This is a genomic window from Curtobacterium sp. PhB142, from assembly GCF_004341255.1.
Taxonomy (GTDB): domain Bacteria; phylum Actinomycetota; class Actinomycetes; order Actinomycetales; family Microbacteriaceae; genus Curtobacterium.
In genome coordinates this window covers 1-18,453 of the sequence record NZ_SLUT01000006.1, presented here as the reverse complement: position 1 = coordinate 18,453, position 18,453 = coordinate 1, and the positions used below count along the sequence as shown (strand labels likewise).

Here is an 18,453-nt window from a genome sequence, read left to right as displayed (position 1 = left end):
CCCGCTTAGCGTCGCGGACATGGCCATCACTCCCACGCCACTCGCGTGCATCGTCCTCGCCCACGAGGACCCGACGCACGTCCGTCGGCTCGTGGCGGCGCTCGACCCGTTCCCGGTGTTCCTGCACTGCGACGCGAGCACCGACGACGACGTCTTCGAGGCGATGACCGCCGGCCTGCCCGAACGGGTGCACGTGCTGCCGCGGATGCGCACCGGGTGGGCGAAGTGGGAGAACGTCGCGGCCGAGGTCGCCGGCTACCGTGCTGCCCTGGCGCAGACCGACGCCACGCACGTGGCGCTGCTGACCGGCAGCGACTACCCGTTGGCCGACGCCGACGAGATCTCGGCGCTCCTGACCGCGAACCCCGGGCGGTCGTTCGTCGAGGCGAAGCCGCTCCCGCACCCCGCGTGGGGTCGCGACGGCGGTCGGTCGCGCGTGCGGTTCCGGCACTGGGCGTGGCGGAAGCACATGCTGCGTCTGCCGGTCCCCCGTCGGGTCCCGCGGGACGTCGTGTTCGGCGGTGGCTCGCAGCTCAAGGTCCTGGCCCGGCACCACGCGCAGGGGGTCGTCGACGTGTTCGACGGGCGCCCCGACCTGGTGGCGTTCTGGGAGCGGGTGTGGATCGGCGACGAGACCTTCGTGCCGTCGGTCCTGCTGACCCCGGCGTTCACCCCGGACTTCGCGGACGCCCACGCGGTGCAGCCGCTCTGGTGGATCGGGTGGGACGGCACGAAGCAGAAGAGCCCGCCGTGGCTCGGGATCGAGGACGCCGGCCGGGTGCTGGAGCGTCGTACCGCGGCTGACCAGTCGACCCCGTACGTGTTCGCCCGGAAGTTCTCGACGTCCCGGAGCACCGACCTGCTCGACGTGGTCGACGCGACCTTCGGGCTCCGCACGTCCGCCGACGACCAGCCGGTGGTGGTGGCACAGTGACCGTCCCCCAGACCCGACGCGAGGCGCGTGCGGCCGAGGCGGCTGCGCTGGCGGCACAGCCCGACGACGACGAGCTCGAGGCGTCCGTGCAGCCGGCGGCCCCCGGCGCGCTGTCCACCGACACGGACTCGGTCGCCGTAGCACGCGGCTCGTCCGTCCTGTTCGGCCGGGGCCTGCTGTACGTGGTCGTCTGGTCGATGCAGCTCGTCGTGAGCTCGCTGATCTCCCCCGTGCTCGCGCACCTGATGCCACCGGCCGAGTTCGGCGTGCTGGCGTCGGCGATCGCGCTGTACCAGGCCCTGGTGGTCGTGGCCGTCTGCGGCATCGACCAGGCGTCGGTGCTGCAGCGCGCCGAGGACGGCGACGACCGGCGTGCCCGGGGCCTGATGTTCGTCGGCATGGTCACCGCGGTCACCGTCACCGTGTTCGCCCTGGTGTCGATCCCGCTCTGGGGCGACGCCGCGGGTTTCGTCGACCAGCACCCCCTGCTGCTGGTCGCCGTGCTCTGGACCGGGCCCGCCGCGATCGTGCAGCTGTCCCTCGCGTTGCTCGTCGCCCAGGACCGCATCCGCGTGTTCGCCGTGACGAGCCTGCTGTCGTCCGTCGGCGGGTCGATCATCGGCCTCGGGCTCCTCGCCGCCGTGCACGCCGACGCGACCACGTACGCGTGGGGCGGGGTCGTGGCGCAGGGTGCCGCGATGGTCATCGGCATCATCGCCACGAAGCCGCGGTTCCGCGGGCTCTTCGACCACCGCACCACGGTCCGGGCGTTCAAGCTCGGTGTCCCGATCGCGCTCGGCAGCCTGTCGTACTTCGTCCTGAACGCCGGTGACCGGCTCGTCGTGCAGCGCCTGCTCGGTGCCGACGAGGTCGCCCGCTACCAGATCGCCTACGTCGTCGGCTCCGCGGTCATCTTGCTGCTGACCTTCACGAACCAGGCCTGGGCGCCGCACTTCGCCGCCCTCCGCGACGCCGTGGCCCGCCGCCGGCTCGCCATGCACGCCCGGGACGAGCTCTACATGCTGCTCGCCCCCGTGCTCGTCGCCGTCACCCTCGTGTCGCCGGTGGCGCTGCCGATCCTGGCCCCGGCGTCGTACCGGGTCGAGTCCCTCACCGTCGTCGTCTTCGTGGTCGCCCTGACCGCGTTCCCGGTGGTCGCGAGCGGTGCGACCGGTCGGCTCCTGCTGGTCGAGCGCCGCGGGGTAACGGTCGGCGTCATCGGTGCCGTCGCCGGTGTCGTGAACATCGCGGCGAACCTGGTGCTGGTGCCCCTGACCGGCATCGTCGGCGCGGGCATCGCCACGGTCATCGCCTACGGCGTCCTCGCCGCACTGCAGCAGGCCTCCCTGCCGGACCGCCGCGAGTGGCGCGGCCCTCGACGCCGGGTGCTGCTCGCCATCGCGATCGCGATCGTCGTCGCCGCGGCCTCGCTCCTGCCCCCGCAGGACCTCGCCTGGAACATCGTGCGCATCGTCGGCGTCGCCGCGTGCCTGCCCTGGTTCTTCCGCCGCCTGAAACTCGCTCGCGGAGGATCCGCATGACCCGTTCCGCCCCCCGTCCGCTGCGTGTCGTCGTCGCCACCAACGGACTCGCCATCACCGGCGGTGTCGAACGCTGCGTCGTCGAGGACGTCGGCGAGCTCGTCACAGCCGGCCACGACGTCGAGGTGTGGCACCGCGCCGGTCCGGACGGCGACCCGGACGAGGGCCGCGCGGTGTTCGACCGGCTCGGTGTCCGACTGCGCCACGCCCGCGACTACCGCTTCGGCATCCGGACCGCCCCGACGGACGTGTTCCGCTTCGTCCGTGAGGGCCTGCGCCTCCGCCGGTCGCGCCCGGACGTCCTGTGGCTGAACCGCCCGGAGTTCCTGCCGTGGGGCCGCGTCGTGTCCTTCGTGTCCGGCGTCCCCCTGGCCGTACACCTGCACCACGCCCCGAACTACCGTCGGCTCGGCCCGTTCGCCGGCGGCCGGACCCGGTACCTCGCGGTCTCGGCGGCGATGGCCCGTGCCTGGACCGCCGTCGGTGCGCCGCCGGACCGCGTCGACGTGGTCCCGAACGGCGTCGACACCGCGGCGTTCCCCGCCGCCACGCCGGCGAGCACACGCCGAGCACGCGCTGCGCTCGGCCTCGACCAGGACCGCCCCGTGGTGCTCTACTACGGACGGCTCACGCGGTCGAAGGGCGTCCTGGCCCTCCTGGAGGCGTGGGGTCGCGTCCACCGTTCGGCCCGCGTCCTCGTCGGGCCCGGCACACCGCCCGCCCCGGCTCCGGTGCTCGTCCTGGCGGGTGCGCTGTACCCGCAGGACGCCCCCGCCGTGCACCGCGCGATCGCCGCGTTGCCCGAGGGGTCCGTGGTCGTGGTGCCCGAGCGCGACGACGTCGTCCCCCTGCTGCACGCCGCCGACGTCGTGGTGGCACCCTCAATCGAGCCCGAGGGGTTCGGCCGCGTGGTCGTCGAGGCGATGTCCACCGGACGCCCCGTCGTCGCGGCGGCGTCGGGCGGCACCGCCGAGATCCTCAGCGGCGAGTGGACGCGGTTCACCGTCGACCCCACCGAGACCACCGCGCTGGCCGACAAGGTCCTCGAGGCGCTGCACGCGGCCGAGACCGAACCGGGACTCGCGGACCGGTGCCGCGCCTGGGTGCGGGACCGCTACGGCCGGGAGCGGCACGTCGCAGCGCTGCTCCGGGCGCTCGAGGCGCACGCGGAGCACTGACGGACGATGACGACCGAGCGGTGCCGACGACCACGTCGGCACCGTTCAGTCGTTCGGGTCCGTCGTCGCGGTGTCGTCCGGCAGCGACGCGCTCGGCTCGGCACCGTCCGCCGGCACGTCGATCGTCATCCAGTCGATGAGGAGCGACCCGGCGGCGTCCGCCGGCGGGTTCCCGGCGTTCGACCCGGCCTGCACCACCAGGTGCATCCGAGCGGTCGGGATGTTCTCCGTCGTGGTGCCGACGACCTCGTCGTCGACCAGGAACGACATCCGGTCGGCGGTCCACTCGATCGTGTAGGTGTGCCAGTCCTGCAGCGACGCCTCGGTCTGCTGGTGGATGCACTTCTCGGCGGGGTCGGCCAGGCAGTGCACGTTCAGCCAGGCGGGCGCGCCGAGCGCTCCCTCGGGGAAGTCGATCTCACCGTCCGACCACAGGTTCTCGTCGCTCCACAGCAGCACGGCGACGCCGTACCCGTCGACCTCGTCGCTGCGCATCCGGATGCTGTACCGGCCGGCGGTCTGCCCGCCCCACTCGCCGTCGACGAGCGGCACGACACCGCCCGCCAGCGGCACCCCGGCACGCGTGGTGCGCAGGCTCACGTCGAGCACGCCGTCGTGCGTCGACAGGGTCGACGCCTGGTAGCGCCCCGTCCCCGCGGTGTCGGCGAACCCGTGGTACGCGACGAACCGGTCCGAGTACCGGGACTCGAAGGTCCGGTTCGTGGCGGCGTCGGCGAAGTCCTCGCCGAACACCCGGGTCCACCCCTCGGGCTCGGAGCTCGGCATCGAGACGCCGCTCGGGTCGTCGAGGGTCACGTCGTCACCGTTCGCCGTGGTGGTCGCGGTCGTGGTGCCGGCGACGATGCCGGCAGCCACGAGCAGGGCGCCGGCCGCGAGCGCGGTCCGGCGGGTGCCGGGGCGCCGCGGCGGTCGGTGCCGGGACAGGCCGCGACCGTGTGCCGGTGGGGCGCCGTGGGCGGATGCCGCGTCGTCGGCGACGTGTTCCGACCAGGTGGGGCGGGCCTCCTGGCCGTCACCCTGCTCGTCGGTCACCCGGTCGTCCACGCGCGGATCTCGGAGAGTCCGACGTTGCCGGTGCTGTTCGAGACGCCCGTCACCGTGAACCGCACCCAGGTGACGTCACGCGGGGTGAAGTCGACCGTCAGGGCGTCGCCGCCGTTCGGCAGTGTGCCGACCGCGACCTGGCTGCCGTCCGAGAACGTCAGGGTGCCGCTGGTGACCTGGTCCGAGCTGTTCGGGCGGTCGTTCAGGACGATCCGACCGAGGTGCTGCGAGGCGGCCCAGTCCAGCTGGATCCACACCCCGGTCCGGCCCCACGGCGCGACCCACTCGGCCGTCGGGTTGTCGGGGTAGCCCGACACGACGCCGTCGACGGCCTTCGCGACGGTCTGCCCGGTGGACTGGTCGTCCCACGCTGCAGTCGGGGTGGCCGACCCGGTGACGTCCGACAGCGTCGGCGTCGGGGTGGGGGTCGGCGTCGGCGTCGGGGTGGGCGTCGGCGTCGGCGTCGGCGTAGGAGTGGGCGTCGGCGTCGGCGTGGTGTCCGCCGGCCGGAACGCCCGGATCTCGGCGAGGCCGACGTTCCGGGTCGTGCTGCTCACGGAACCGACCGTGAACCGCACCCACGTGACCTGGCGGGCGCTGAACGCGACACGCTGCACGGCTCCCCCGTTGTCGAGCGACGGGACGGCGACGCTGGTGCCGTCGGAGAACGTCAGCGTGCCGCCGGTCACCTGGTCGTCGCTGTTCGGCCGGTCGGCCAGGTCGATCTCGTGCAGGGTGGTTCCCGCGGACCAGTTCAGCTGGATCCACGTGCCCGCCCGGCCACCGGGTGCCGCCCACTCGGCCGTCGGGGCGTCCGGGTAGCCGCTCACGACGCCGTCGACGGCCTTCACGGCGGTCTGACCGTCGGCCGGGTTCTCGGCGCTCGCGGTGACGGTCGCGCCGGCGGTGACGTCGGTGCCCTGCGAGGTCGGCGGGTCCGTCGGGGGCTGGGCCGACGAGCCGACGGCGTACTGCCGGCTCAGCCAGGAGCCCTCCGGGCGCGACGCGCAGGCGGAGGTGGAACCACAGGTCTCTCCGTCGTACGCGGCGTAGGCGAAGAAGGCGGCGGCCTTCGCGGCCGTCTGCGCGGAGCTCAGGTTCGACGGGCGGTCCGCGATCGGGTACCCGAGGTAGCCCGTGAACGTGTGCGTCGCCGTGTAGGCGGACTGCGCCTGGTCGGCGAGGTACGCGACGGTGTGGTGGTCGCTGTGGTCGCCGTCGCCGTACGTGCCGCCGTGGTCGAGCGTGTGGATCTCGGTCGGCGCGTACCCGGTGACGAGCCCGGAGAACGTCGCGCGCAGGTCGGTCAGCGAGAAGGAGGTCGGTTGGGCTGCCCCGGCGACGGTGTGGATCGTGCTGATCCGGCCCTCGTAGAGCTTCTCCAGGCTCTCGCTGCCCGTGGCCGCGAAGCCGGAGCCGTCGATGTTGCCGTCCGGCAGCTCGAGGAACACCAGGCTGAGCCGCGGGGCCGTCGCCAGGGTCGCCGTGCGGAGCGTGTGGCCGGCGACCGAGAGCTGCCCGGCGGTCCAGTTCGAGGAGACGCCGGCGATCGACGCGTACGACGCCATCAACCCGTTCTCGCGGGACTGCCAGTACCAGGCGGGCTTGCCGGCGTCACCGGCGGTGACGATCACCGAGCGGACGCACTTGCCGGCGTCGATGTCGGCGCGGAGCTCGGTGCCGGAGAACAGCAGGTCGTCGTCGGCGTGCGCCACCATCGTGAGGACCCGGCCGGCACTGCAGTCGGCGTTCGCGGCGGCCGTGCCACCCGTCGGTGTGCTGCTCGGCGTGGGCGTCGGCGTGCTGGTCGGTGTGCTCGGCGGTGGTGTCTTCCGACCCCGTGCGTCGGCGGACATCGCACCGCCGGGTCCGACGATGACGGCGACGACCGCCAGGACCCCCAGGACCGCCGCGGCGGACGCGGCGCGCGTGCGCCACGTCCGCCGGGTGGCCCGGGTCGTGCGGTGTTCAGTTCGTGGCATGTGCGAGTCCTGCCGGGGTCAGTTCGTAGACGGCGGTGGTGCCGGAGCCGAAGACGCGCTTCCAGTAGGGCGAGTCGGCCATCGCGGCCGCGAGCTCCTGGTAGTCGGCGTCGGTCTGGTACCCGTACCGCTCGTCGTAGGCGCCGAAGGGCTCGGCGACCAGTGCGTAGTATTTCGTCGCCGGCCAGTCCAGGACGAGCTGGCGGGTCATCGTGGACACGTCGGCCTCGGCGTCGTAGCCCTCCGGCTCCGGGTACGCCCCGAGGACCTCGCGGGACAGCGCCCCGACGTCGAAGTAGCGTGCGCCGGTGTTGCTCGGGACGGCGTTCGCCGAACCGGTCAGCAGCATCATGGAGCCCTTCGGCGCGGTCGCGTCGTAGAACTGCGTCGCCGCCGACTGGCTGCGCGTCGGGACGCGGTTCCAGTCGAGGGCGGTCTGACCGAACGCGCCGATGCCGACCATCACGGCGACCGCGGCCGCAGCGACGACGACCTTGACCGCCGTGGGCTGCACCGCACGGGTGACGAGTCGACCGACGGGAGCCAGCCGGCCGCTGGGCATCGGGAGCCCCGCCGCCAGGATCGCGATCCACGGTGTCGCGAACAGCACGACGCGGAAGATGCCCTCCTGGCCGTAGTTCGTCGCGACGAGCAGCGAGATCGGGCTCGCTGCCGTGGCCAGCAGTCCCCAGTGCACGCGGTCGCGGCGCATCAGCACGGTGATCACGGCGACGAGGCCGAGGACCACGAGCGCCGCCGCGGGGATGTCGAACGCGAGCCGTGTGACGAGCGGCTTCGGCAGGACCGTCATGTCGTGCGACGGCGGCTGCACGTTGTCGAGCACCTTGCCGACGGCTCCCAGGGACAGGAACTTGCCGAGGATGTCGTCGTTCAGCAGGGCGAAGCCGACGGCCGGGACGAGCACCACGACGGGCAGCCACCAGGGGCGGAGCAGTCGGAACACGATGAGCGTCACGAGTGCGGCGACCGTCAGGTACGGCGAGATCTGGTGGGTGACGACCAGCACGATGCCGATCAGGGTGATCGCGATGATCCGGGACAGGCCGACGCGGCGGGCCCGCAGGATCGTCGAGCGGACGCCGTCGGCGGCGGTCACCGCGGTGCGTCGCAGCGGGCCGACGGCCAGCACGAGGATCACCAGGGACATCAGGATGCCCACCGACTGCGGCGAGAAGTACGTCGTGTTGAGCGAGCCGGTCATCGCGGTCAGGAACGCGGCGATCCAGGGGCGACGGTTGCCCGGCAGCCAGTTGGCGGCCAGGACCCCGACGGCGATCGTCGTGCTGAAGGCCAGCAGGACGGGGACCCACGCGGCAATGGTCATCGCGTTGTCGATCCCGCCGACGTCCGCGACCCAGGCGCCGCCGGCGAACAGGCCGGACCACGTCTGGAAGATGTCGGCGGCCGGGTTCGTCGAACCCCAGCGGCGGATGTACTCGAGGACGCCGATGTGACGGGCGGCCGCCATCACGGTGGGCATGCCGTAGGTGATGGCCTGTGCGAGCTGGATCGACCCGCCGAGCACGACGACCGGGATCGCGAGTCCGCGACCGCGCACCAGGGCGACGACGGCAGCGGCGACGACGAGCGCCAGTCCGATGACCAGGCCAGGGCCGAGCGACCCGAACAGCCCGTCCGGCACCGGGTCGCCGATGTGCGTGAGCGCGGCGACGACGATGACGAGCAGGCCGACGACCGAGCCGGCGGTGACGGTGTCGGTGGTGGTCCAACGACGAGCCGTGGCGCCCTCGGCGGCCGGCTCGAGGCGGGCGCGCTGCAGTTCGGCGACGTCACGCGGCACGGCGATCGCGAGGGCGACGGCGGTGAGCACGACGACCCCGACGAACGGCGCCGTCGGGTTCCAGAGCTGGAACGTCGCCATCGTGTAGCCGATGCCGATCGTGCCGACGAGCGACGCCGTGACCGCGAAGACGCTGAAGCGTGCCAGCGGCATCGGGCGGACGAGCAGCAGGGGTGCGACACCGAGCAGCGCGAACAGGTACACGCCGATCGCGCTCCCCCGCAGCACCGGGAGTCCGGCGATCGCGGCGACCCCGGCGACGAGGAGCGTCAGGACGACGATCGCCGCTGCGGTGAGTCGTGCGAGCGGGCTCATCGCGTCCACCGCGAGCGGGCGGGCGGGACCGGCCGTGGCCAGACCGTGCCGGAGCTCGTGGCGGCCACGGGCGTTCCGGTCGATCGTGCCACCGCCACGCAGGCGTTCGACGAGCGCCAGGAACGGCGCCGTCAGGACCGAGCGCTGCTCGACTCCGCGCAGCCGCCGTTGGGTGGCGGCGAACTCGGCGTCGACCGCGTCGAGCACGCGGTCCGCGTCACCGGGCTGGTCGCCGGCGATGTCCGTCGCACGGTCGCCCTGCTCGAGGCCGAGTCGTGCGAAGGCGCTGAGCGCCTCGGGCGCTGCGTCCACCGATGCGGTGAGCGACTCGCGGTCGATGGCGTTCTTGGTCATCCAGGCTCCGAGTCCGTGGCCGTGCGCGGCTGCAGCGGCGCGGAGCGACGCGACGTCGTCCGCCGATCGCTGCCACGCGATGGCGGCCGGTTCGACGGCGATCGCGGATCCGGCGAACAGCAGTCGTGTGAAGAGGTCGAGGTCGTCGCCGGCACCGATGCGGGTGCCCGGTCCGAAGGCGGTGTCGAAGCCGCCGATCCGGAGCGCGGTCGCGCGGTGCACGGCGAGGTTGTCACCGGTGCCGTAGGCAGCGGCGGCGAAGGGGTGGTGCGGGGGCGCGTCGTCGGTGTCGTCGAGGCGGAACACCCGACGGCGGACGGTGCGGCCAGCTGCGGTGCGGTCGTCGTGCCAGCGCTGCGCGGGGGTGCGCAGTTCGGCGCTGGGGACGAGCCCGGTGACGCAGGCGACGTCGGGGTCCGCGGCGAAGGCGGTGGCCAACGCGGCGACCCAGTCACCGTCCACGACGGCGCCCTCGGCGACGAACGCGACGACCTCGCCGCTCGCGGCGAGGAGTCCGGCGTTGCGGGCGGCGGCGAGGCCACCGGTCGGCGCGGCGATCGTGGTGACGCGCCGCCCGCCGATCTCGACCGTCGCGGTGCCGCTGTCGTCGGCGCCGTGCGAGACGACGACGACGTCGAAGTCGGGGTACTCGTTCGCGAGCACCGACCGCATGGTGGTGCCAGCGGCCCCGTCCGTGCAGAGCACCACGGTGACGGACGGCAGCACCAGACCTGCTGCCGGCCGACGCTCGGGCACCGGCATCGGCCGGATCGCGCGCTGGAGGGTGCGGACGTCGATGGTCCCGCCGATGCGGCGACGCTCGGTGATGTCCGCCTCGACGAAGCCGAGCGGCTCGCCGTGGTCGCGGACGAGCAGTCGAGCGCGCCGGTAGCCCGCGGCGCCCTCGAGTGCGACCACGTCACGGTGGCTGGATGCGTGCACGTCGGCGCGGTCGACCTCGCCGACCCACAGGGCGCCGTCCCACGTCGGGGACAGCGGCCCGGTCACGATCGGCGAGATGACCATCGCCAGGGTCGCGCGGGTCACCGCGTCCCCACCGGCTGGGGGACGGGGGCGGCCGCCGGGGTGCGGACGACGACGCCACCGAGGACACGCCCGACGGCGTAGCCCGTGACGGTCGACGCGACGGAGAGCACGATCGCGAAGGCACGCAGGGCACCGCCGCGACCGATGTGGCGCAGTTCGCGCAGCACCGCTCCGGGGATGACCTTCGTCAGGTACGTCGACTCGCTGGCGAGCGAGTCACCCGTGCCGACGCGACGGCTCAGGACGGCCTTCGAGATGCCCTCGTAGTAGCTGCGACGGCGCAGGTAGCGCATCGTCACGCGGTCCGGGGAGACCCGGTGCGAGACGTTCGAGCGCGGTTCGTGGCGGATGCGCGCACCCGGACGGGCCTGGGCGATGCGGATGCAGAGTTCGGTCTCCTCGCAGCCGAGCGGCTGGTTGCCGACGCGGCCGATGCCGGAGCGGAACCCGCCGGCGAGCATGATCGCGTCACGGCGGAACGCCATGCTCGAGCCGATGACGTTGCGCACGTCGCCGGGGGTCTCGGGCAGGCCGCGGTAGGAGCAGCCGACGATCCAGAGGAGTTCGTCCGCGTACGGGCCGGCACCGGTGGCGGTGGGCCAGGACGGTGTGGCCCGGCCGCCGACGCCGACGACGTCCGGGTCCTCGAGGGCGGTGAGCATGTGGCCGAGCCAGTCCGGGTCGGCGGTCGCGTCGTCGTCCAGGAACGCGACGACGTCGGCGTCGGTGAGGGCGACGCCCGTGTTGCGGGCGCCCGACAGGCCGCGGTCCTCGGTGTTCGGGACGACGCGGAGTTCGGGCCAGCGCGCCGCGGCGCGGGCGAGGAGCTCGGGTTCGTGGTCGATCACGACGACGACCTCGGGGGCCTCGGGCTGGCGCTTGGCGGACTCGACGCTGTCCTGCAGGTCGCCCCAGCGCTGCTGGGTGTAGGCGCAGATGACGACCGCGACGGTCGTCACGCGACTTCCTCCTCGAGGCTGGCGACGGCCGCGACGGGGGCGCCGTGCGGGGCGTGCGCGCCGAGCGGGGCGTGCCCGGCGGCGTGGACCGGAGCGTGCGGCGTGGAAGCGTGCGGCGCCGCGGCGTGCGGCGCGGCGGCCAGCTGCTCGGCCGGCGGCACGACGCTCATCGCGGCGCGACGGACCTCGGAGCGGCCGATCGCTGCGCGACGACGCTCGTGCATGATCGACTTCAGCACGCGGATGCCGTCGGTCACGGCGTTCAGGTTGCTCGAGCCGTGCACGCGGAGCTTCTCGTGGCTGGGGACCTCGGTGATCGCGAGCTCGGCGGCCGACCAGCGGCAGGTGAGCACGGTCTCGATCTCGAACCCGTCGCCCCAGAGCATCGAGCCGTCGGACGGCTTCGGCAGCTCGGAGGACAGCAGGCCGATCTCCGGCAGGACGTCGGCCCAGAAGGCGTTGTAGCCGTAGCAGAGGTCGCTGTAGCGGGTGCCGAGGATGATGTTGCAGAGCATGTTCAGGCCACGGTTGCCCAGGTTGCGGACGATCGTGATGTCGTCGCTGCCGCCGCCGAGCGAGTAGCGGGTGCCCTTCGCGACGTCGGCGCCCTCGACGAGCGCCTGCACGAAGCGCGGGATCTCGTCCGGGTCGGCGGAGCAGTCGGCGTCGAACATGACGACGACGTCGCCGGTGACGGCCTCGAACCCGCAGGCGAGGGCGTTGCCCTTGCCCTTGCGGGTCTGGTGCACGACGCGGATGTCGGGCATCACGCGCTGCGCGGTGGCGATGGTGTCGTCGACGGAGTTGCCGTCGACCAGGATCACCTCGTACACCGGCGGGAGCTTCGGCAGGATGATCTCGAGGTTTCGGGCCTCGTTCCGCGCCGGGATGACGACGGAGACCCTCGGGTCTGCAGGGCGAACGGTACGTGCGGGCATGGGCGCGGTCCTGTCGGGTCAGGGTTGCTGTCGGGTTGTGGCTCGTGTGACGAGCGGCGCGTCCTCGGATGACGCATCGACGACGGTGACCGTCGTCGGTCGAGCAGCGGGACGCGGGTACGACGCCGCCGGCTTCGCAGGTGAGTGGGTACTCTCCCCCGCGTGTCCAACCATCGTCGCGGGCTGGCAGGCGGTCAATGCGCGGTGCGGTCCATTGCGGACACTCGGCCGCGGATACGGAAACCCGCAACACCGCGTGCCGGCCACGTGCCGTGGACGCAGGGGCAGACGTGACGGGAGGCCCGGTGCCAGCCCGCCCCGCGCCTCCCGTCCGCTTCCTGGTCGCGACCACCGCGCCCGGTGAGCAGAAGACGTCGCCTCCGGACCGCAGAGGCGACGTCTTCTGCTCACTCGATGCGCGCAGCCGCTCAGTTCCGGGCCGCGCCCTCCGTCGCGAACGCCGCACGCAGCGCCGTCGCGAGGTCGGCCACGTGCGGTTCCCGCAGCAGCGAGCTGTGCTCGGCCGCGATCCGCACGGTCTCGGTCCGCCCGCGCAGCAGCGCGGACCAGCCGGTCGCGTCCGGGTTCGCATCGGCGAGCACGTACGTCGCCCGTCCGTGGAACGGCGTCGGGTGGTGCCGCCGGGTGACGAGCTCGGCCTGGTCGAAGAAGGCGTCGAAGTCCTTCTGCCCGCCGTGCCGCAGCACACCAGCGCTGTAGGCCCGCGCGCGCTTCGCGACGTGCTCGCCCCACGACATGCCGGACGGCATGACCCGCCGGACGGCCCCGGCGAGGCGCTGGCCGACGACACGGACTGCGGGGTTGCGGTGTTCGCGGGGCTCGAGCCGTCCGAAGTGCTTCCGGACCCCCTCGGCCCCGGTCCGCGGCAGGTAGGTGTCCAGCAGCGCGACGTGCTCGACCTGCTCGCCGCTCTCGGTGAGCAGCCGGGCGATCTCGAGCGCGATCAGTCCGCCGAGCGAGTGGCCGACCAGCAGGTACGGTCCGCGCGGCTGCACGATGCGCATCAGGGCGACGTACCGGCGGGCGCTGGCCTGGATGCTCCAGTCCGGCATGCCCCGACGCTCGAGGCCGTGCTGCTGGAACGCGTACACGTCGTGCTCGGGCAGGTAGCGGGACAACGGCAGGAACGTCAGGGCGAGCGCTCCACCGCCGGCGAAGCAGAACACCGGCGGACGGCCGGACTCGCGCGCGCCGGACACCTTGACGACGTCGGGGTGGCTCGGCAGCGCCGTCGTGCCGCTCCGCACCCGTCGGGCGAACGCCCGGAGCGTGGGGTGCTGCAGGACGTCCGACGAGCGCAGGTCGATGCCGAGACGGCTCTGCACGAGCGCGAGCATCTCCTCCGCCGACAACGAGTCGCCGCCGAGGGCCGAGAAGTCCTCGTCGAGGTGGACGCCGCGCAGGCCCAGCACCTCGGCCCAGATCTGCCCGACCACGAGCTCCCACTGGTCGTACTCGCCCTCGACCATCTCGGTCTCGATGCTCGGTGCACCCGGCAGCTCGGCCCGGTCGACCTTGCCGCGTTCGTTCCGCGGCAGCTCGGTCATCGGCACGATCGACGCCGGCACCATGTACTCCGGCAGGCGGTCCCGCAGGGCCAGGCGCAGGGCCGCGGGCGCCGGTGTGCGCTGGCCCGGACGGCCGACGACGTACGCGACGAGGCGGGTGACGGCGGGCGGGTCGACCTGCGCGGTGACGACGGCGTCGTGCACCTCGGGGATCGCGCGGAGCGCCGCCTCGACCTCGCTCGGTTCCACGAGGTACCCGCGGACCTTGACGGCGTCGTCGGAGCGTCCGAGCAGCACGAGCCGGCCGTCCGGCTCGATCCGGGCGAGGTCGCCCTGGCGCCAGGTCGGCGTGCCGTCGTCGGTGCGTCCGGCACGCTCGGCGGTCTTCTCCGGGGCACCCCAGTACCCGGCGGTCAGGCCCTGGGAGACGATGACGAGTTCGCCGGTCTCCCCCGGGTCGGCGGGGCTGCCGTCCTCGCGCAGCACGAGCACCTGCTTGCCGGGCAGCGGCCACCCCGCGGGCACGACGCCCTCGGGCACCGGGGCACCGGGCTCCACGGGGCAGTACGCCACGCAGCCGGTCTCGCTCGACCCGAAGGCGTTCAGCAGCAGGGTCGTCGAGTCGAGGTGCGGTCGGGCGGCGGCGATGTCGGCACCGGTCACCGCCTCGCCGGTGGTCATCAGGAAGCGGAGGCCGCCGAGCGCGGGGCCCGCCCCGGACGCCTGCGCCCCGGGTGCCGTCTGCGAGCCGACGATCGAGCGCAGCAGGTGCGGGGTGCAGACGAGGACGTTCACGCCGTCGGCGGAGAACCGTGCGAGCAGGCGTTCGACCCCGAGCTCGCGGGGCTCGAGGAGCACGACGCTGCCGCCGCTCAGCAGGGTGTCGAACGAGAACAGCAGACCGGCGGCGAACGACAGCGGCAGGACCACGCCGAGGCGGTCGCCGGGTCCGGTGCCGAGGGCGACGGCGTCCTGCTCGGCGTTCGCGAGCTGCTGCCGGTGCGTCAGGACGACGCCCTTCGGCATGCCCGTCGAGCCGGAGGTGAACACGATCGCGAACGCGTCGTGGCCGCCCGGGCGGGTGCTGGGCGCGTCGGCCGCTGTGTCCGTCTGCGTTTCGCTGCCCGCTGTCTCGCCGCGTCGTTCGATCAGCTCGTCGAGTGCGTGCACCCGGCCGTCCCGGTCGGCGACGACGGTCGCCGCCAGGTCGGCGCGAGCGGTGTCCGCCACGATCTCGTCGACCCCGGCGAGCTGCGCGACGTGCCCCAGGCGGACCGCTGGCAGGTGCTCGTCGAGCACCACCACGGTGCGCCCCGCGCGGACGAGCGCCAGGATCGCGACGACGGACTCAGTGGTCTGGCCGGCCATGACGCCGACCGGCTTCGATGCCCCACCGGCCACGGCGCCGACGCCGGCACCACTGTGGTCGTCGGGTCGAAGCTCGGCCCCGAGTACCGACGCGAGGTCGCGCGCCGCCCGGTCCGCCTCGCTGAACGTGTAGGGACGGCCGTCCCCGGCAAGAGCAGCGGCGTCGCCGTGGAGCGCGACCACACGGTCCCAGCGGTCCAGCACGGAGTGGTCGTCGGCCAGCGGGATCGCGGCGCGGTGGGTCCAGTGCTCGGTCGTCGTCAGCGGGTCGGCGGAGGTCACGATGACACCTCGGATGCTCGTCGGCGGGCCGCCGCGGGTCCCGCGCCGGTCCTGCGACGGTACGTCCGACGCGGTACGGCCCACGAGCCGTGTCGCGCGGGGTGCGGGGTCACGCAACCCGACCGGGAGGCCCGGTGCACCTCCGCCAGTGTGCCCGGCCCCCGTACGGGGACGGTCCAGAGCCGGGGGGCCCGGGTGGGCGCGGAGCATCGTGCGGTTCCGCGCAACCTCGGAATGCGCAGTCCGGAGCCTGTGGATCGCCGATGGAGGCGATGGAGGCGCACGAGTCCGGAGACGAGAACAGCCCCCGGGGATCCTGGGGGCTGTTCTTCGAGTGCTGGGGTACCTGGACTCGAACCAAGAACGACGGTACCAGAAACCGCTGTGTTGCCAATTACACCATACCCCAAAAGGCCTGCTGGCCTTCTGTCCCCGTTGTCCGGGGCACGATCAACTACTGTACAGCATCCCGGAGGTCCACGAGACCACCCACGAGGTCTCGGTGCACTGCCGCGGCCGTCGTGGCACCGTGCCCGGCGGCGACGATGAGCTGCTCCGGCCCGGGAGGGGTCACGTCCCCCACGGCGTACAGCCCTGGAACGGTGGTCCGGCCGACCCGGTCGACGACGAGGAGTCCGTGGGCATCGCGCTCCGGGGCCGTCGGCGCACCGGGCGTGTCGGTGCGCAGCCAGTCGAGGTCGGCGTGCCACGTCGGTCGGACGAACCCGCCGGTCCGCGGCTCCACGTGGCCGTCGACCAGCCGGACCCCGGTCATGCCGGTCCGGTCGCCCTCGAGGTCCTCGATCACCCGTTCGTCGACCACGACACCGGCACGTGCCAGCCGGGCTCGCCCCGCGTCGTCGAGCGGGGCGACACCGTTCGTGTACACGATGAGGTCGTCGGCCCACGCCGCGATGAGCAGTGCCCGGTCCACGACGTCGTCGGTCTCGCAGATGAACGCGAGGGGCTCCCCCGCCTTCTCGTACGCATCGCACTCGACGCAGCTGTGCACCGCGGTGCCGTAGAACGCACGGAGCATCGGCAGTGCCGGGAACTCCTCGCGCAGTCCCGTGGCGACGACGACGGTCCTCGCCCGCGCGTCCACCTCGGCACCGCGCCAGGTCCCGTGCAGCCGCCAGCCGTCGGCGTCGGGGGCCACCAGGTCGACCACGGCCTGCACGATCGTCGCCTCGGCGTACTCCTCGACCTCGGCGCGACCGAGCTTCCGGAGCTCGAGCGGGGAGATCCCGTCGCGCGTCAGGAAGCCGTGCGACCGCAGGGTCGCGGCGTTGCGTGGCCGGTTGGCGTCGACGAGGAGCACCGTGCGCTTCGCCCGCACCAGGTTGAGCGCAGCGCTCAAGCCGGCCGGCCCGGCGCCGATGACCGCGACGTCGTGGACGACCGGGGTACTCGGCGCGTCCGTGGGTCCTGCAGCGCTTCCCGCGGTGCTCATCGTTCGCCGTTCAGCGGGCCGCGAGGGCGCGGAGCCGCGTCAGGGTGGACTCCTTGCCGAGGATCTCCATCGACTCGAAGAGCGGCGGGCTGATCCGGCGTCCGGAGACCCCCACGCGCAGCGGACCGAAGGCGACCCGGGGCTTCAGCCCGAGGTCGTCGATGAGCGCCGTGCGGAGGGCACCCTCGATCGCCTCGGTCCGCCAGTCGTCGAGCTGCTCGAGCGCCGCGATGCCGGCCGTGAGCACGGCGCCGGTGTCGCCCTTGAGCGAGGCCAGTGCGTCGTCCTCGACCACCAGGTCGGCGTCGGCGGTGAAGAGGAACCCGAGCATCGCCGGGGCCTCACCGAGCAGCTGCATGCGCTCCTGGACGAGCGGCGCCGCCTTCGTCAGGACCTCGGTCTGCTCCGCGGTCGGCGGGTCGGCCACGAGGTCGGTCAGGTACGGCAGGAGCCGGGAGCGGAAGTCCGACGGCTCGAGCAACCGGATGTGGTCGCCGTTGATCGCCTCGGCCTTCTTGGGGTCGAAGCGCGCCGGGTTGGGGTTGACGTCGGTGACGTCGAATGCCGCCACCATCTCGTCGATCGAGAAGACGTCGCGGTCGGCACCGATCGACCACCCCAGCAGGGCCAGGTAGTTGACGAGCCCCTCGGGGATCATGCCGGCGTCGCGGTGGTGGAACAGGTTCGCCTCGGGGTCGCGCTTCGAGAGCTTCTTGTTGCCCTCGCCCATGACGTACGGCAGGTGACCGAACACCGGGATCGCCGGTGCGAGCCCGATCTCGTACAGCGCCTCGTACAGGGCGATCTGCCGCGAGGTCGACGACAGCAGGTCCTCGCCGCGCAGGACGTGCGTGATGCCCATCAGGGCGTCGTCCACCGGGTTCGTGAACGTGTACAGCGGCTTGCCGTTCGGCCGGACGACCACGAAGTCCGGGAACGTCCCCTGCTTGAAGGTGATCTCGCCACGGACGAGGTCGTCGAAGCTCAGGTCCCGGTCCGGGACCCGGAGTCGCAGCGCCGGCTCGCGGCCCTGGTCGCGGAACGCCTGACGCTCGTCGTCGGACAGGTCCCGCTCGTGGTTGTCGTAGCCCTGCTTCGGATCGCGCCCGGCGGCCTTGTTGCGGGCCTCCATCTCCTCGGGGGTGACGAAGGACTCGTAGACGTGCCCGGACGCCTTGAGCTTCGCGATGACGTCGTCGTAGATCGCGGTCCGCTCCGACTGCCGGTACGGTCCGTGCTCACCGCCGGCGTCGACGCCCTCGTCCCAGTCCAGCCGGAGCCAGCGCAGGCCGTCGAGGATCTGCGCGTAGGACTCTTCGCTGTCCCGCGCGGCGTCGGTGTCCTCGATGCGGAACACGAGCTTGCCGCCGGTGTGGCGTGCGTACGCCCAGTTGAAGAGCGCCGTGCGGATGAGCCCCACGTGCGGGGTCCCCGTCGGGCTCGGGCAGAAACGGACGCGGATCTCGGACCCGGAAGCAGTGGTGAATGGCGCAGTCATGACCCGCCAATGCTACCGTCACGCCCCGCTTGAGCGACCCGTGAACGCAGAAAACCCCTGACCAGTGCTGGTCAGGGGTTCCCTGGTGTTGCAACGTTAAGTCCGGCGGCGTCCTACTCTCCCACAAGGTCCCCCTTGCAGTACCATCGGCGCTGAGAGGCTTAGCTTCCGGGTTCGGAATGTGACCG

Annotated in this window: 11 protein-coding genes, 1 tRNA gene and 1 rRNA gene; 3 read left to right on the top strand and 10 right to left on the bottom strand. The window is 72.9% G+C overall.

The annotated features are described in order from the left end of the window. The first annotated feature begins 19 nt into the window (after positions 1–19). The 3 genes from EDF31_RS12605 to EDF31_RS12595 are packed head-to-tail and all read left to right on the top strand — an operon-like array spanning position 20 to position 3,653. Positions 20–934, top strand: a complete 915-nt coding sequence (locus tag EDF31_RS12605; RefSeq protein ID WP_111086034.1) for a beta-1,6-N-acetylglucosaminyltransferase — start codon at positions 20–22, stop codon at positions 932–934. Beyond that, on the top strand, positions 931–2,475 hold the full coding sequence (locus tag EDF31_RS12600) for an oligosaccharide flippase family protein (protein ID WP_131846377.1): 1,545 nt from the start codon (positions 931–933) through the stop codon (positions 2,473–2,475). Before EDF31_RS12605 ends, EDF31_RS12600 begins: the two co-directional genes overlap by 4 nt. Next, positions 2,472–3,653: a glycosyltransferase family 4 protein gene (locus EDF31_RS12595; protein WP_131846376.1), complete on the top strand. Its 1,182-nt coding sequence runs from the start codon at positions 2,472–2,474 to the stop codon at positions 3,651–3,653. Before EDF31_RS12600 ends, EDF31_RS12595 begins: the two co-directional genes overlap by 4 nt. 45 nt (positions 3,654–3,698) lie before the next feature. On the opposite strand, the gene EDF31_RS12590 is transcribed toward EDF31_RS12595, so the two are convergent. From EDF31_RS12590 to rrf, 10 genes are all read right to left on the bottom strand, one after another. Next, positions 3,699–4,706 carry a glycoside hydrolase family 16 protein gene (locus EDF31_RS12590; protein WP_131973742.1) on the bottom strand — a complete coding sequence of 336 codons (1,008 nt, stop codon included), beginning with the start codon at positions 4,704–4,706 and terminating at the stop codon, positions 3,699–3,701. Further along, on the bottom strand, positions 4,703–6,700 hold the full coding sequence (locus EDF31_RS12585) for a PIG-L family deacetylase (RefSeq protein ID WP_131846374.1): 1,998 nt from the start codon (positions 6,698–6,700) through the stop codon (positions 4,703–4,705). The genes EDF31_RS12590 and EDF31_RS12585 overlap by 4 nt, the downstream gene beginning before the upstream one ends. Further along, the gene (locus tag EDF31_RS12580; RefSeq protein ID WP_131846373.1) at positions 6,687–10,238 is read right to left on the bottom strand and encodes a glycosyltransferase; all 3,552 of its coding nucleotides are present in this window, start codon (positions 10,236–10,238) and stop codon (positions 6,687–6,689) included. The genes EDF31_RS12585 and EDF31_RS12580 overlap by 14 nt, the downstream gene beginning before the upstream one ends. Further along, entirely contained in the window at positions 10,235–11,197 is a 963-nt protein-coding gene (locus EDF31_RS12575) for a glycosyltransferase family 2 protein (protein ID WP_123294830.1), read from the bottom strand. Before EDF31_RS12575 ends, EDF31_RS12580 begins: the two co-directional genes overlap by 4 nt. Next, positions 11,194–12,135, bottom strand: coding sequence for a glycosyltransferase family 2 protein (locus EDF31_RS12570; RefSeq protein WP_131846372.1), 942 nt, complete (start codon positions 12,133–12,135; stop codon positions 11,194–11,196). Before EDF31_RS12570 ends, EDF31_RS12575 begins: the two co-directional genes overlap by 4 nt. Positions 12,136–12,563: 428 nt before the next feature. Then, the gene (locus tag EDF31_RS12565; RefSeq protein ID WP_165901419.1) at positions 12,564–15,314 is read right to left on the bottom strand and encodes an alpha/beta fold hydrolase; all 2,751 of its coding nucleotides are present in this window, start codon (positions 15,312–15,314) and stop codon (positions 12,564–12,566) included. 337 nt (positions 15,315–15,651) lie between these two features. After that, a tRNA-Gln gene (locus EDF31_RS12560) sits at positions 15,652–15,723 on the bottom strand. Positions 15,724–15,768: 45 nt separating this feature from the next. Further along, on the bottom strand, positions 15,769–16,767 hold the full coding sequence (locus tag EDF31_RS12555) for an NAD(P)/FAD-dependent oxidoreductase (protein ID WP_131846370.1): 999 nt from the start codon (positions 16,765–16,767) through the stop codon (positions 15,769–15,771). Between the two features lie 10 nt (positions 16,768–16,777). Continuing rightward, positions 16,778–18,265 (bottom strand): glutamate--tRNA ligase, encoded by a 1,488-nt coding sequence (gene gltX / locus EDF31_RS12550; RefSeq protein WP_131846369.1) that lies wholly within the window; start codon positions 18,263–18,265, stop codon positions 16,778–16,780. 100 nt (positions 18,266–18,365) lie between these two features. After that, positions 18,366–18,453 (bottom strand): 5S ribosomal RNA (gene rrf, locus EDF31_RS12545); the annotation flags it as partial.

What these genes read in the sequence shown, in the direction of transcription:
- EDF31_RS12605 (WP_111086034.1), top strand. Translation starts at nt 20, where the DNA reads ATGGCCATCACTCCCACGCCACTCGCGTGCATCGTCCTCGCCCACGAG.
- EDF31_RS12595 (WP_131846376.1), top strand. Translation starts at nt 2,472, where the DNA reads ATGACCCGTTCCGCCCCCCGTCCGCTGCGTGTCGTCGTCGCCACCAAC.
- EDF31_RS12585 (WP_131846374.1), bottom strand. Translation starts at nt 6,700, where the DNA reads ATGCCACGAACTGAACACCGCACGACCCGGGCCACCCGGCGGACGTGG.
- EDF31_RS12570 (WP_131846372.1), bottom strand. Translation starts at nt 12,135, where the DNA reads ATGCCCGCACGTACCGTTCGCCCTGCAGACCCGAGGGTCTCCGTCGTC.
- EDF31_RS12555 (WP_131846370.1), bottom strand. Translation starts at nt 16,767, where the DNA reads ATGAGCACCGCGGGAAGCGCTGCAGGACCCACGGACGCGCCGAGTACC.
- gltX (WP_131846369.1), bottom strand. Translation starts at nt 18,265, where the DNA reads ATGACTGCGCCATTCACCACTGCTTCCGGGTCCGAGATCCGCGTCCGT.